A 13,759-nucleotide genomic window follows, 5' to 3' on the forward strand; every position below is an offset into this window, starting at 1 on the left:
TGGTTGGTAAAAAAGTATGGTGAATCTACAGGTAAATCAGTGCGCTTCCACTGCCAGGCTCAGGTACACGATGGTCAGCATCATGAACACGAAGGCCTGCAGGGTGATGATCAGGATGTGGAAGATCGCCCACGGCGCGCCCAGCACCCACTGCAGGCCCCAGGGCAGCAGCGCGATCAGGATGAAGATCAATTCGCCGGCGTACAGGTTACCGAACAGACGAAGAGACAGCGAAATCGGCTTGGCGGCCAGCTCTACCAGCTGGAACGCGAAGTTCAGCGGGGCCAGGATCACGGCGCCCACCGGGTGGGAGCTGTGGAACGGCGCGGTCAACAGTTCCTTGCCCCAGCCGCCCAGGCCCTTGGCCTTGATCGAGAAGCCGACGATCAGGATCAGCACCGACAGCGACATGGCGAAAGTGGAGTTCACGTCGGCGGACGGCACCACGCGGAAGTACACGTGATGCGGCTCCAGGCCGAAGAAGGTGTAGCCGATCCATTGCGCGGCCATCGGGAACAGATCCACCGGGAACAGGTCCATGAAGTTCATCAGGAACACCCAGCAGAAGATGGTCAGCGCCAGCGGGGCGATCATCTTGCTCTTGCCGTGGAACACTTCGCGCACCTGGGTCTGCACCAGCTCGATGATCATCTCGACGAACAATTGCAGACGGCCCGGCGCTTCGATGCTGGCGCGGCGCGCCACCATGGCGAACACGCCTACGAACAGGAAGCCGAGCAGCAGGGAGATGGAGAAGGTGTCGACGTGCAGGCTCCAGAAGCCGGCCGACGGGTCCGAGTTCCAGAACGTGAGGTGGTGCTTGATGTAATCAGTTGCGTTGCTTGCCATCGCTCTTTTCTCAATTTTTGATTAGAAGCCCGAAACCGTAGCCGGAGATGGCGGCAAAGAACCCACCGAGAAAGCCGACTACGGACAAATCCTTGAAACCAGCCAAAACCGCGCCACTTAGTAGTACGGTCAGGCAAAACTTTACCGCTTCGGCCAGAAAATGCGCCTTGATCAACGCCGCGGGAGGAACATGCCGCTTGGCATAGGCGATCCTGGCGTACACCAGGGCCGGCACCAGCACCACGATCCCGCCCAGCAAGGTGGACACTGCCACCACCAGGCTGCCGGCGCCGACAAGCAGCGAAATCAGCACTGCCAGCCCGACCAGGCTGGCCTGCAGGCGCAGCACGCGCCTCACTTCCGGATTTACCATGACTGCCAGTGCAAAAAAACCGCTGGATTATAGGCTTTGCGCTTGAGTTGCGTCAACTTCGCCGCCAGGCCTATTTTGCGGCGCAACATTTTCATTTTTGAGGTTTTTTCTGCAGTTTCTCCAGCAGCGCGTCCAGCTCGTCCAGGCTGGCATATTCTATGACCAGCCTGCCGTTTCCGCCGTTTGCATGACGAATGCTGACCTTGGCGCCTATCGCTTCCGACACCTGGTTTTCCAGCCGCTCGACATCGGGATCGACGCGATTTTGTTGCGCGGCAACTGTGGTTTTTTGCGCATCATGCTGTTGCACTCGGCGCTCCACCTCGCGCACCGACATCCCCTTGCGCACCACCTCCTGCGCCAGCTCCAGCTGCGCGACGGTGGGCAGAGACAGCAAAGCGCGGGCGTGGCCCATCTCCAGTTGGCCTTCGTGCATCATCTGCTGCAGCGGTTGCGGCAGCACCAACAGGCGCAGCAGGTTGGACACCGCGCTGCGCGAACGGCCGACCGCGTCGGCGGCGGACTCGTGGGTGAGGCCGAATTCGTCGATCAGGCGCTTGATGCCCTGCGCCTCTTCGATCGGATCCAGCTCCTGGCGCTGGATGTTCTCGATCAGCGCCATCGCCAGCGCCGCTTCGTCGGGCACGCTCTTGATCACCACCGGCACTTCGACGAGACCGGCCTTGCGCGACGCGCGCCAGCGGCGCTCGCCGGCGATCAGTTCGTAGTCGCCCAGGCCCAGATCGCGGACGATCAGCGGCTGGATGATGCCCTGCACGCGGATGGAAGCCGCCAGCTCCTCCAGCGCGGTTTCGTCCATGAAACTGCGCGGCTGGTATTTGCCGGGGCGGATGCTGTCGATGGGAAGGGAAGTCAGTCTGTCGTCCACCGTGTCGACGGTGGACAGGAGCGCGTCGAGTCCGCGCCCCAATCCTTTGAGTTTGGCCATATTGTCAGACGGTGGGAGTTGCGGTTGCGGGTTCTAGTCGTTCGATCAGCTCTTGCGCCAGCGTCAGGTAAGCCTGCGCGCCGCGCGAGTTGCGATCGTAGACCAGCCCCGGCAAGCCGTGGCTGGGCGCCTCGGCCAGGCGCACATTGCGCGGGATGACGGTCTGGAACACCTTGTCGCCGAAGTGGCGCGCCAGCTGCGCCGACACTTGTTGCGACAGATTGTTGCGGGCGTCGAACATGGTGCGCAGCAAGCCCATGATCTCGATCTTGGGGTTGACCGCCAGCCGCACCTTGCGCAGCGTGGACACCAGGTCGGACAAGCCTTCCAGCGCGTAGTATTCGCACACCATCGGAATCAGCACGCTGTGCGCGGCCACCAGGCCGTTCAGGGTCAGCAGGTTCAGCGACGGCGGGCAGTCGATCAGCACGTAGTCGTACTGGTCTTCCACCTCAGCCAGCGCGCTCTTCAGCCGCGCCTCGCGCGCCAGCTCGTTGACCAGCTCCAGCTCGGCGCCGCCCAGATCGCGATTGGCCGGCAGCACATGGTAGCCGCCCGCCTTGGCGTCCTGGCGCGCCTCCTCCACGCTGGCCTCGCCCAACAGCACGTCATAGCCGGATTTCTCCAGCGACTGCTTGGCGATGCCGCTGCCCATGGTGGCGTTGCCCTGCGGGTCCAGATCGACGATCAGCACCCGCTTGCCCAGCTCGGCCAGTCCGGCCGCCAGATTGACGACGGTGGTGGTCTTGCCCACCCCGCCCTTCTGATTGGCCACCGCGATCACGCGTGGATTCATTGCAGCACCATCCTCACCAGATGGCGTTCGGCGTCCAGCCCCGGCACCGTTACCGGCAGCACCTCCGAAACCGCCACGCCTTGCGGCAGCAAGGCGATTTCCTCATACGGATACACGCCCTTCATCGCCACGTACTGGCCGTCTTCAGCCATCAGGTGGCGGGTCAGCTTGACGAACTCGGCCAGTTCCGAGAACGCGCGGCTGGTGATGCGATCGAACTTCTGCTCCGGCTGATAGGCCTCGACGCGGTCGGTCACCACCTGGACGTTGGCCAGGCCCAATTCCACCACCACCTGGCGCAGGAAGGTGGTTTTCTTGTGGTTAGAGTCCAACAGCACCACCTGCATATCCGGCCGCGCGATGGCGGTGGGAATGCCCGGCATGCCGCCGCCGGAGCCGACGTCCAGCATGCGCGCGCCGCCGGCCAGGTGCGGCACCAGGCTCAGGCTGTCCAGCAGATGATAGCTGACCATCCGCTCTTCCTGGCGGATGGCGGTGAGATTGTAAGTCTGGTTCCATTTCACTAGCAGCGCTAGGTAGCGCTGCAGCAAAACCTGCTGCGATTCAGTGAAGTCCAGGGCCAGCGCGGCCAGCCCTTGCTGCAATTCTGCGATATGTTGTGTCATGCGGTTTTCGTGGCGTCGGTGAAGCCGCGCTTCAAGTGCACCATCAACAGGGCGACGGCGGCCGGGGTGATGCCCTGAATGCGCGAAGCCTGGCCCATGGTTTCCGGGCGCTGCTGGTTCAGCTTCTGCTGCACTTCCTTGGACAGGCCCTTCACCAGACTGTAGTCGATGTCGCCCGGCAGACGGATGTCTTCCAGATTGTCGCGGCGCGCCAGCTCTTCGTTCTGGCGGTTGATGTATCCCTGGTATTTGACCTGAATTTCCACCTGCTCGGCAACCACCTCGTCAAGCTCCGGCGCGCCGGCCGCGGCGTCCGGCACCGACATCAGGTCGCGGTAGGCGACATTGGGGCGCTTGAGCAGGTCGGACAGCGTGTATTCGCGTTCGATGGGCTTGCCCAACACGTTCGCCAGCGCGTCCGGGGCCTGCAGTTTGGACGGATGCAGCCAGGTGGCCGCCAGCCGCGCCTTTTCCGCCTCCACGGCATCGCGCTTGCGGCAGAAGGCGTCCCATTGCGCATCGCCGACCAGGCCCAGCTTGCGGCCCATTTCGGTCAGGCGCAGGTCGGCGTTGTCTTCGCGCAGCTGCAGGCGGAATTCGGCGCGGCTGGTGAACATGCGGTACGGCTCGGACACGCCCTTGGTGATCAGGTCGTCGACCAGCACGCCGAGGTAGCCCTCGTCGCGGCGCGGGCACCAGGCGGCTTGCTCACGCACGTACAAGCCGGCATTGAGGCCAGCCAGCAGGCCCTGGGCGGCGGCTTCTTCATAGCCGGTGGTGCCGTTGATCTGGCCAGCGAAGAACAGGCCCTGAATGGCCTTGGTCTCCAGCGAGGCCTTCAGGCCGCGCGGGTCGAAGTAGTCGTACTCGATGGCGTAGCCGGGGCGCAGGATGTGGGCGTTTTCCATGCCGCGGATCGAGCGCACGGCGGCCAGCTGGATGTCGAACGGCAGACTGGTGGAGATGCCGTTCGGATAGAATTCGTGGGTGGTCAGGCCTTCCGGTTCCAGGAACACCTGGTGGCTGTCCTTGTCGGCGAAACGGTTGATCTTGTCTTCGATCGACGGGCAATAGCGCGGGCCGACGCCTTCGATCACGCCGGTGAACATCGGGCTGCGGTCGAAGCCGCTGCGGATGATGTCGTGGGTGCGCTCGTTGGTGTGGGTGATCCAGCACGGCAACTGCTTGGGGTGCATGTCGCGCTTGCCGCGGTAGGAGAACACCGGCTCCGGCGTGTCGCCCGGCTGCTCTTCCATCACGGAAAAATCGACGCTGCGGCCGTCGATGCGCGGCGGCGTGCCGGTTTTGAGCCGGCCCACCGGCAGGTTCAATTCGCGCAGGCGCGCGCCCAGCGTGCTGGCCGCCTGGTCGCCGGCGCGGCCGCCGGTGTAGTTTTCCAGGCCGACGTGGATCTTGCCGGACAGGAAGGTGCCGGCGGTCAGCACCACGGTCTTGGCGCGGAAGGTGATGCCGATGGCGGTGATGGCGCCGGCGACGCGGTCGCCGTCCATCAACAGGTCGTCCACCGGCTGCTGGAACAGCGTCAGGTTGGGCTGGTTTTCCAGCATCTCGCGGATGGCGGCCTTGTACAGGATGCGGTCGGCCTGCGCGCGGGTGGCGCGCACCGCCGGGCCTTTGGAGGCGTTGAGCGTGCGGAACTGGATGCCGCCGATGTCGGTGGCCAGCGCCATCGCGCCGCCCAGCGCGTCCACCTCTTTCACCAGATGGCCCTTGCCGATGCCGCCGATCGACGGGTTGCACGACATCTGACCCAGGGTCTCGATATTGTGCGTCAGAAGGAGGGTGGCGCACCCCATGCGCGCCGCGGCCAGCGCGGCCTCGGTGCCGGCGTGACCGCCGCCCACCACTATCACGTCGAAGCTTGTCGGATAAATCATGGCTGAAAGAGCAAATCTGGCGGAAAAACGGCCTATTCTACGCCAAAACGGTTTAGCTGATAAGTCCTTGATTTCAATAAATCCAAGCGCGTAACGCTATCGTCAAGCCACGGTCATCACAAGGTCATCGCGCGGACATTAGCGCGTCAAACAGCCCCCCTAGCATGTGGCTCATCACCACAGGGGGCAAAACATGCTGCTAAATGAACAGCTTGCAGGCAGAAGCAAACCGCGGCTGGCCGTGCGCCTGGCCGCCGGCGCCGAAGACATCCGCCGCGCGCAGAAGCTGCGCTACGACATTTTCGCCGGCGAAATGGGCGCGGAACTGGCGTCGCGGGATTTGGGCATAGATTGCGACGAATACGACGAGCTGTGCGACCACCTGATCGTCGAGGACCACAACAGCGGCATGGTGGTCGGCACCTACCGAATGCTGTCCCCCGCCAACGCGCGCCGCGCGCCGCGCCTGTACTCCGAGCATGAATTCGACCTGTCCCGCCTTTCCCATCTGCGCGATGGCTTGATTGAAATGGGACGTTCCTGCGTGCACCGCGACTTCCGCTCCGGCGCGGTGATCGCGCTGCTGTGGTCGGGCCTGGCCGACTACGTGAGCCAGCGAGGCGGCGAATACCTGGCCGGCTGCGCCAGCGTGTCGCTGACCGACGGTGGCCACCAGGCGGTCAGCCTGTATCGCCAGCTGGAGGGCCAATACCTGGCGCCGGCGGAATGGCGGGTGTTTCCGCACTTGCCGCTGCCGCTGGACCGAGTGGTGGACGACACCGCGCCGGTGCCGCTGCCGCCGCTGATCAAGGGCTATCTGCGCGCCGGCGCCCACGTCTGCGGCGAGCCGGCCTGGGACCCGGACTTCAACTGCGCCGACTTCTTCATGCTGCTGCCGATGAGCCGGCTGAACGCGCGCTACAACAAGCACTTCATCGGTTGAGTCCGCGGGGCGCGCGCCCCGCGCCGCGGCCCGCGGATGCTACAATCCGGGCATGACTTACGCTTTCGAAGCGGTGGGCGTGATCCGCTCGCCCTACCGCGAAAAATTCGGCATCCCGCGCCAGCCGTCGCTGGTCAACGCCGCCCGCGTCACCCTGGAATTGCTGCCGCCCTACAACCACCCCGACTGCGTGCGCGGCTTGTCCGAGTTTTCCCATGTCTGGATCAGCTTCATCTTCCACCAGACCATGGCGCGCGGCTGGCAACCGCTGGTGCGCCCGCCCCGCCTGGGCGGCAACGCCAAGGTGGGGGTGTTCGCCAGCCGCGCCACCCATCGGCCCAATCCGTTGGGCTTGTCGCTGGTGGAGCTGGCCGGCGTGGAGTGCGACAACGGCGTGCGGCTGCATCTGGCCGGCGCCGACCTACTGGACGGCACGCCGGTGGTGGACATCAAGCCTTATATTCCGTTCGTGGAATCGCGGCCACAAGCCCGCGGCGGCTTCGTCGACGGCCCGCCGCCGCAGCTGACGGTGCGATGGAGCGAACAGGCCTTGCGGCAGCTGGCCACGCTGGCCGCGCCGCCCGATCTGGCGCTGCTGGTGGAGCAGGTGCTGGCGCAGGACCCGCGCCCGGCTTACCAGGACGACCCCGGTCGCGTCTACGGCGTGTCGCTGTATTGCTACAATATCCGCTTCGGCATCCGCGAAGACATCGCCACGGTGCTTGAAATTCTTGAATAAAACCAAAACTAAATCGCATCTCCCCGGTCATACCCGGGCAACTCAAACCACTCAGGAAAATAAAACATGACCACTCGCGCGAAGACGATCGTACTCGCCTTCACCATGGTTTCCGTGTTGGCCACTCCCTTTGCCGAAGCCGCGCGCCTCGGCAAGGGCAAGAGCGCAGGCATGCAGCGCTCCGCCCCCACCCGCACCTATCAACCCAGCACCCCGGCGCCGCAACCGATGGCCGCGCCGGCTCCGCGTCCGGGCGCGCCGGCCCAGGCCGCGCCGCAGAAATCCGGCCCGGGCATCGGCACCGCGCTGGCAGCCGGCGCCGTCGGCGCCGCGGCCGGCTACATGATCGGCTCTTCCGGCAATGAGAAACAGGCGGCTCCGGCGCAGCAAAACGCCGCGCCGGTCGAACAACCCGCCCAGCAGGCCGCGCAATCGGCCCCGGCCCAACAGGAAAAAGGCGGCATGCCCTGGGGCATGCTGGCGCTGCTGGGCCTGGCCCTGGTCGGCGGCATGATGTTCTTCCGCCGCAAAGCGGGCAATCCGGCCGCCAACGCGCCGCAACCGGCCGGCATGCCGCAGGGCATGAACAGCCAGGCCGGCGGTTTCGACGCCGTGCCCAAGATCGGCTCCGGCCTTGACAACGGCAACAGCGGCTTCGGCGGCGGCTTCAACAGCGCGGCGCCGGCCGGCGGCGCGCCTGCGCGCCTGCCCGACGGCACCGAAACCCCCAACTTCCTGCGCCAGGCCAAGGCTACCTTCCTGCACCTGCAAAGCCTGAACACGCCGGAAAGCCTGGAGGAAGTGCGCAAGTACTTGACGCCGGAACTGTTCGAAGCGCTGCGCGGCGACATCGCCGACAACGGCGCCGTGGCCGACTTCCCGCAGCTGGACTGCCAGCTGTCCGACGCCAGCGTCGAGAACGGCCGCTACATCGCCAGCGTGCGCTTCTCCGGCCAGGTCAGCGAAGAAGTGAACGCCCCGCTGGCGCCGTTTGGCGAAACCTGGCACTACATCAAGGATGGCAACACCGGCGGCAAGTGGCTGGTGGCAGGCATCCAGCAAGACTGAGGCTGGCCCGGCGGGATGTGGTTTTTCCCGCCGGCTTAACACTCGTTGACGACGGGCCCTGGGGCCCGTTTTTTATTTTAACGGCCATGCACTAAACTGGAATGCCGATTGCTTGAGCAGCGGGGATACGGACCAACAGAGCCCGGACACAAGGAGGCAGTATCGCCATGACAGCATTCGAGCACGCCGGCCTGAAAATCGGCAGCCACTTTCAGCCCATCTACAGCCTGGCGCATCGGCGCAGCATAGGCGTGGAGGCGCTGTTGCGTGCCGAGCAGGGCGATGTCGCGCTCAGCCCCGCCGAGGCCTTCTACACCGCCGTCTCGCCGGAAAAGCGCCACCAGCTGGACCTGGCCGTCTGCCAGGCGCACATCCAGCGCTTTCTGCAGCTGCCGTCCGATCAGCCGCGCTGGCTGTTTCTCAACCTCGACGCCGCCTCGCTGTCGCGCCCCGACCGCGCGATGGCGCTGGTCAACAACATCCGCCAGGCCGGCCTGGAGCCGCACAAGGTGGTGCTGGAAGTGCTGGAGCACGTGCTGGAAGTGGACGAGGCGCTGATCGAAGGCGTCAACATCCTGAAGAACAACGGCTTCATGATCGCCATCGACGACTTCGGCGTCGGCCACTCCAACCTGGAGCGGGTATGCCAGCTGGAGCCCAGCCTGGTGAAATTCGACCGCCAGCTGCTGCGCAACGCCATCCAGCAGCCGCGCAGCCGCAGCCTGCTGACCAGGCTGGTGCGGCTGATGCACGAGATTGGTGCGATGGTGGTGGTGGAAGGCATAGAAACCGAACGCGACGTGCTGGTGGCGATGGATTCCGGCTGCGACCTGATCCAGGGCTACTTCATCGCCCACCCGGCCGAGCAGCCTACCAGCGACGAGATCATCACCCCCAAGCTGGACGAACGCTGGGACGAATTGATGGCGCACGCGCTGCTCAAGCGCAAGCTCACCCGCCGCCAGATCGAGCTGGCGCGGCAATGCTTCGTGCAAAGCGCCATCTCGCTGATGCAGGGCACCCCGTTCGACCTGGCCGCCAAACCGATGCTCAGCCTGCCGGACGTGATCCGCTGCTTCCTGCTGGACAGCGAGGGCCGGCAGATAGGCCGCAACCTCAACAGCCGCCAGTCCACCGCCGCCACCGACCCGCGCTACGCGCCGCTGGCCGACACCACCGGCGCGGTGTGGTCGCGCCGCAGCTATTTCCAGCACGCGGTGGACCAGCCCGGCGTGCTGTACATGAGCGAGCCCTACCTGTCGATGACCGACCCGCGCTCCTGCGTGACGATGTCGATGGCGATAGAGATCGACGAATACATGCACGTGCTGTGCGCCGACCTGCTGGTGCCGCAGGCCAGCACCGTATGAAAAAGGGCGGCCTCCGGGCCGCCCTGCCGTCCGGCTAGATCACCTCAGCCGGCAGCTTGATGTCTTCCATTTCCTGCAAAATCGGCTTTTTGCCGGAACAATACACCGTAGCCGCCCACTTCTCTTTCACATACACATGCACGCCGGCCTCGACCGGCAGGCTTTCGACATTCCTGTCAACACCCCAGAAAACGGTGTAAACCGTATCGCCGTTCGGCACATTCACGGTATAGGACGGCGAACCCACGCCAGTCCACTGCCCCGTGCTCGCGCGCTTGCGCTCCACGCTCAGCGCGATTTCCGGCGCGCCTGGCTTGCCGAAGGCATAGCGGATGGTTTTGCCCGCATCGCACAGCTCCACCTTCTTGCCAGCCTTGGTCGTGCAGGCGAACACCGTCTTCGCCCCGGCTCCGCAGTCCGCCCACGCCAAAACCGGCAGCAAGGCCAGCGGCAACAACAGCTTGTTTTTCATTTTTCTCTCTCGTTTCATCACGCAGCAGGGCCGATGCGCCCCGCAAAAAAAACGGCGGCCCGCATGGACCGCCGCTTCTCTCTCCCAGCCTTACTGCGCCGGGGTCACATCCTGGATGTATTCGAACAGCGTCACCACCTTCTGCACGCCGGCGGTTTCGCTGGCCACCCGCGCCGCCTCGGCGCCTTCACCCTGGGTCACCAGGCCCAGCAGGTAAACCACGCCCGCCTCGCTCACCACCTTGACGTTGTTGGGATTGACGCCCTTGCCATCCAGCAGCCGCGCGCGCACCTTGCTGGTGAGCCAGGTATCGTTGCTGCGCTCGGAAAAACCGGACACCGGCGCCACCACCGTGTAGTTGTAGACGCGGCGCACATTGGGAATGCCGCGCGCGATCAGCTCGGCCTGCTGGCGCGCCTCGTCGCTGGGCACTTCGCCGGTGAGCAGCACCGCGCGGTTGAAGCTGGTGCGGTTGACGTGGGAGGACGGCAGGCGGTTGGCAATCTGCTCGCCGGATTTCAGCTCGATCGCCTGATCGTCGACATACGCGCCGCTGGTGCGGCGGTCGGACGCCACCAGCGCCCCGCCGGCTGCGCCCGCGGCCACCAGGCCGACGCAGCCGCTCAACACGCTGGCGCAACCGGCGGCCAGCAACAATGCGAATACACTACGCTTCATTCTCATTCCCCTCCCAACAGCATGCAGTCGATGGCGTCGCACAGCGCGTGGATCAGCAGGATGTGCACTTCCTGGATCCGGCAGGTGCGCAGCGACGGCACGTTCAAATGAATATCTTCCGGCGACAGGATTTCCGTGATCTTGCCGCCGTCCTTGCCGGTGAGCGCGATCACGCTCATGCCGCGCTCGTGGGCGGCGTAAATCGCCTCGATCACGTTGGCGGAGTTGCCGGAAGTGGAGATCGCCAGCAGCAGGTCGTTGGTATGGCCCAGCGCCCGCACCTGCTTGGAGAACACCATGTCGAAATCGTAATCGTTGCCGATGGCGGTGAGCGCCGAGGTGTCGGTGGCCAGCGAAATGGCCGCCAGGCCCGGACGCTCCTTCTCGAAACGGCCCACCATCTCGGCGGCGAAATGTTGGGCGTCGGCGGCGGAACCGCCGTTGCCGCAGGCCAGAATCTTGCCTTCGTTCATCAGGCAGGCCACCATCCGCTCCGCGGCGGCCGCCACGCCAGGCGACAGCAGCTCCATCGCCTCCTGCTTGGCGGCGATGCTTTCCAGGAAATGGCCGTTGACCCGGTCAATCAGATCCATTGGGGGATCCCCTTCTCTCAAACTTACTGCGTGAAAATGTTCTTCAGCCACTGCGGCTTGGCGCCGCCCACGCTCACCACCGCGTCAAAGCGGCAGGACGCGTCGATCTTGTGGCTGGCTAGATAGACCTCGGCGGCCAGCAGCAGTTTCCGCTGCTTGGCCTGGGTAATGCTGTCGGCGGCGCTGCCGAAGCGGCTGCCGCCGCGATGGCGGACTTCGATGAACACCAGGCACGCGCCCTCGCGCATGATCAGGTCGATCTCGCCGCCGCGGCAATGCCAGTTGCGCGCCACCAGCTTCAGGCCCTGGGCCTGCAGCAGCGCCAGCGCGCGGTCTTCGGCTTCGCGGCCCGCCTGGTTCATCGCAGCGCGTTGCCGCCCATCACGCCGGCCGGCAGCTGGCGCTCGAACACCCGGTCGCGGCCCAGCTTCAAGTCCCCGGTCACGCCGTCCAGCCGCACCGCCGCGCCGGGGCGGCTGGCCGCCATCTGCACCGCCAGCCGGTAAGCGTCGATACCCAGCGCGTACAGCCGCTCGGTTTGCGGCGTCAGCGCGGCGGCCGGGCGCGGGTAGCGCTTCACCGCCGGATGGTCCGGCATCAGGAACCACGGCATGTCGATGAAGCGCACGCCGGCCAGCTCCGGCTGATTGCCGCCGATATTCAATTGCGAGGTGCCGTACACCGGCATGTCCGGCGTCAGCGCCGCCTTCAGCTTCGCCGCCTGGGCGGCGTCCAGCGCCAGCGCCAGCGCATCGGCCTGGCCGCTGGCCTCCAGCAGCGCCGGCAGGTTGCCGCCGTCAAACGGCCGGCGCTGCGCGTCCTTGCCGGTCAGCGCGCGCCATTCGTCGGCAAACGCCTTGGCCAGCCGCTGCGACAACGCGTCGCCGCCCTCCACCAGGAGCGGATTGACGCGGCCGTCGTCGCGCATCAGCCGCGCCAGCTGGCGGGCTTCGCCCTCCACCACCAGCGACAGCGAAAACAGCTTGGGATTGGCCGCCGCCTGGCGGTCGATCGAATTGAGCGCGATGGTGGGCACCGTCACCGCCGGCGCCAATTGGGCGATGGCCTCGCGCGACAGCGGGCCGATCACCACGTTGACGCCGTCGGCCACCGCGGCGCGGTAGCGCTGCACCACGTTGTCGGTGGTGGCGTCCACGCTCACCAGCTCGGCGTTCTGCTCCACCTGCGCCGCTGCCTCCACGCCGCTGCGCACCACCGCCGCGGCCTCGCCCAGCGCCGACGATTCCACCGGCAAGATCACGCCTATGCGCACCCGGGCGCGGGCCGCGCTCCTGGCCGCCGGCGCGCTGGCTAGCGCCGCCAATGGCGCGGCCGCCACGGGTTGGGCCGGCGCCAGCCGCGGCGTCTGGCCCGGCGGCGCGCTCAGCGCGCGGATCGGCGCGCTATTGCTTTGAATGATATAGTCGGGGGTTTGCGCCATCGCCGGCGCCAACCAAGTCAACAAGACGCCAACCAACAGCGGAGTCAGTCTTTGCATACGTCGTTCGCCCACCTGCTTGATGCTGCCAGGGAAAGTTTCTGTCGCGGCACATTATATGTGGTGGCCACGCCCATTGGAAATCTGGCCGACATCAGCGCCCGCGCCCTGGCGGTCTTCGAAGCGGCCGACGTCGTCTGCGCCGAGGATACGCGGGTTACCGGCCAGTTGCTATCCGCATATGGCATCCGCGCCAAGCGCCTGGTCAGCCTGCGCGAACACAACGAGCGCGGCATGGCCGAACAAGTGGTGCGCTGGTTGGGCGAAGGCCAGATTGTGGCCCAGGTGTCCGACGCCGGCACCCCGGCGGTGTCCGACCCCGGCGCGCGGCTGGTGGAAGCCGTGCGCGCCGCCGGCCACCCGGTGCGCCCGCTGCCCGGCGCCAGCGCCGTGATCGCCGCGCTGTCCGCCAGCGGCTTCACCGCCCCCACCTTCCTGTTTCACGGCTTTTTGCCGCCCAAAAGCGGCGAGCGCCGCAAGACGCTGCAGCAATGGCTGGACGCGCCCCACCTCACCATCTGCTACGAAGCGCCGCACCGCATCGTCGACGCGCTGCAGGACATCGTGGCGGAACTGGGCGGCGAACGCCGGGTGATGATAGCCCGCGAGCTGACCAAAACCTTTGAAACCTTCCACGCGCTGCCGGCGGCGGAACTGCTGGAATGGGTGAAGGCCGACAGCAACCAGCAGCGCGGCGAAATCGCGCTGATCCTGGACGCCGCGCCGGCCGCAGCCCCCGGCGCAGACGACATGCCGGCCGAAGCGCTGCGCGTGCTGCAGCTGCTGGCGGCGGAGCTGCCCACCAAGCAGGCCGCCACCCTGGCCGCCCAGATCACCGGCGCCAACCGCAAGCAGCTGTACGACCACGCGCTAAAACTGAAAAAAGACTGAGCGCCAACTATTTACA

16 protein-coding genes are annotated in these 13,759 nt (G+C 65.8%); 5 read left to right on the forward strand and 11 right to left on the reverse strand.

Going from position 1 to position 13,759, the window contains the following annotated elements; genetic code table 11:
• Window positions 1-36: 36 nt before the first annotated feature.
• The 6 genes from atpB to mnmG form a co-directional block, all read right to left on the reverse strand.
• Entirely contained in the window at window positions 37-849 is an 813-nt protein-coding gene (gene atpB / locus MY55_RS06705; RefSeq protein ID WP_043581018.1) for a F0F1 ATP synthase subunit A, read from the reverse strand.
• 10 nt (window positions 850-859) lie between these two features.
• Window positions 860-1,198, reverse strand: coding sequence for an ATP synthase subunit I (locus MY55_RS06710; RefSeq protein ID WP_230623458.1), 339 nt, complete (start codon window positions 1,196-1,198; stop codon window positions 860-862).
• Window positions 1,199-1,313: 115 nt separating this feature from the next.
• Window positions 1,314-2,171, reverse strand: coding sequence for a ParB/RepB/Spo0J family partition protein (locus tag MY55_RS06715; RefSeq protein ID WP_043581022.1), 858 nt, complete (start codon window positions 2,169-2,171; stop codon window positions 1,314-1,316).
• Between the two features lie 4 nt (window positions 2,172-2,175).
• The gene (locus MY55_RS06720) at window positions 2,176-2,967 is read right to left on the reverse strand and encodes a ParA family protein (protein WP_065202140.1); all 792 of its coding nucleotides are present in this window, start codon (window positions 2,965-2,967) and stop codon (window positions 2,176-2,178) included.
• Window positions 2,964-3,593 carry a 16S rRNA (guanine(527)-N(7))-methyltransferase RsmG gene (gene rsmG / locus MY55_RS06725; RefSeq protein ID WP_047244099.1) on the reverse strand — a complete coding sequence of 210 codons (630 nt, stop codon included), beginning with the start codon at window positions 3,591-3,593 and terminating at the stop codon, window positions 2,964-2,966. Before rsmG ends, MY55_RS06720 begins: the two co-directional genes overlap by 4 nt.
• Window positions 3,590-5,491, reverse strand: a complete 1,902-nt coding sequence (mnmG, locus tag MY55_RS06730; RefSeq protein ID WP_047237834.1) for a tRNA uridine-5-carboxymethylaminomethyl(34) synthesis enzyme MnmG — start codon at window positions 5,489-5,491, stop codon at window positions 3,590-3,592. Before mnmG ends, rsmG begins: the two co-directional genes overlap by 4 nt.
• Window positions 5,492-5,684: 193 nt before the next feature.
• Here mnmG and MY55_RS06735 point away from each other — a divergent pair, with 193 nt between their 5' ends.
• From MY55_RS06735 to MY55_RS06750, 4 genes are all read left to right on the forward strand, one after another.
• The gene (locus MY55_RS06735) at window positions 5,685-6,434 is read left to right on the forward strand and encodes a GNAT family N-acetyltransferase (RefSeq protein WP_043581029.1); all 750 of its coding nucleotides are present in this window, start codon (window positions 5,685-5,687) and stop codon (window positions 6,432-6,434) included.
• Between the two features lie 52 nt (window positions 6,435-6,486).
• Window positions 6,487-7,173 carry a tRNA (N6-threonylcarbamoyladenosine(37)-N6)-methyltransferase TrmO gene (gene tsaA, locus MY55_RS06740; protein WP_047237833.1) on the forward strand — a complete coding sequence of 229 codons (687 nt, stop codon included), beginning with the start codon at window positions 6,487-6,489 and terminating at the stop codon, window positions 7,171-7,173.
• A gap of 66 nt (window positions 7,174-7,239) precedes the next feature.
• The gene (locus MY55_RS06745; protein WP_043581033.1) at window positions 7,240-8,241 is read left to right on the forward strand and encodes a Tim44 domain-containing protein; all 1,002 of its coding nucleotides are present in this window, start codon (window positions 7,240-7,242) and stop codon (window positions 8,239-8,241) included.
• A gap of 167 nt (window positions 8,242-8,408) precedes the next feature.
• A complete protein-coding gene (locus MY55_RS06750) occupies window positions 8,409-9,611 on the forward strand; it encodes a sensor domain-containing phosphodiesterase (protein ID WP_043581035.1) in 1,203 nt (400 codons plus the stop codon).
• 34 nt (window positions 9,612-9,645) lie between these two features.
• On the opposite strand, the gene MY55_RS06755 is transcribed toward MY55_RS06750, so the two are convergent.
• From MY55_RS06755 to MY55_RS06775, 5 genes are all read right to left on the reverse strand, one after another.
• The gene (locus tag MY55_RS06755) at window positions 9,646-10,083 is read right to left on the reverse strand and encodes a hypothetical protein (protein ID WP_043581037.1); all 438 of its coding nucleotides are present in this window, start codon (window positions 10,081-10,083) and stop codon (window positions 9,646-9,648) included.
• A 90-nt stretch (window positions 10,084-10,173) separates the two neighbouring features.
• On the reverse strand, window positions 10,174-10,761 hold the full coding sequence (locus MY55_RS06760) for a BON domain-containing protein (RefSeq protein WP_047244095.1): 588 nt from the start codon (window positions 10,759-10,761) through the stop codon (window positions 10,174-10,176).
• A 2-nt stretch (window positions 10,762-10,763) separates the two neighbouring features.
• Complete coding sequence (locus MY55_RS06765) at window positions 10,764-11,354, reverse strand: phosphoheptose isomerase (RefSeq protein WP_043581041.1); 591 nt, start codon at window positions 11,352-11,354, stop codon at window positions 10,764-10,766.
• A 23-nt stretch (window positions 11,355-11,377) separates the two neighbouring features.
• Window positions 11,378-11,716, reverse strand: coding sequence for a YraN family protein (locus tag MY55_RS06770; RefSeq protein WP_047257707.1), 339 nt, complete (start codon window positions 11,714-11,716; stop codon window positions 11,378-11,380).
• Window positions 11,713-12,852, reverse strand: coding sequence for a penicillin-binding protein activator (locus tag MY55_RS06775; protein ID WP_047238724.1), 1,140 nt, complete (start codon window positions 12,850-12,852; stop codon window positions 11,713-11,715). The genes MY55_RS06770 and MY55_RS06775 overlap by 4 nt, the downstream gene beginning before the upstream one ends.
• 60 nt (window positions 12,853-12,912) lie before the next feature.
• On the opposite strand from MY55_RS06775, the gene rsmI reads away from it, so the two are divergent.
• A complete protein-coding gene (rsmI, locus tag MY55_RS06780; protein WP_043581047.1) occupies window positions 12,913-13,743 on the forward strand; it encodes a 16S rRNA (cytidine(1402)-2'-O)-methyltransferase in 831 nt (276 codons plus the stop codon).
• Window positions 13,744-13,759 lie beyond the last annotated feature (16 nt).

It is taken from the genome of Chromobacterium subtsugae (genome assembly GCF_001676875.1).
Classification (GTDB): Bacteria; Pseudomonadota; Gammaproteobacteria; order Burkholderiales; family Chromobacteriaceae; genus Chromobacterium; species Chromobacterium subtsugae.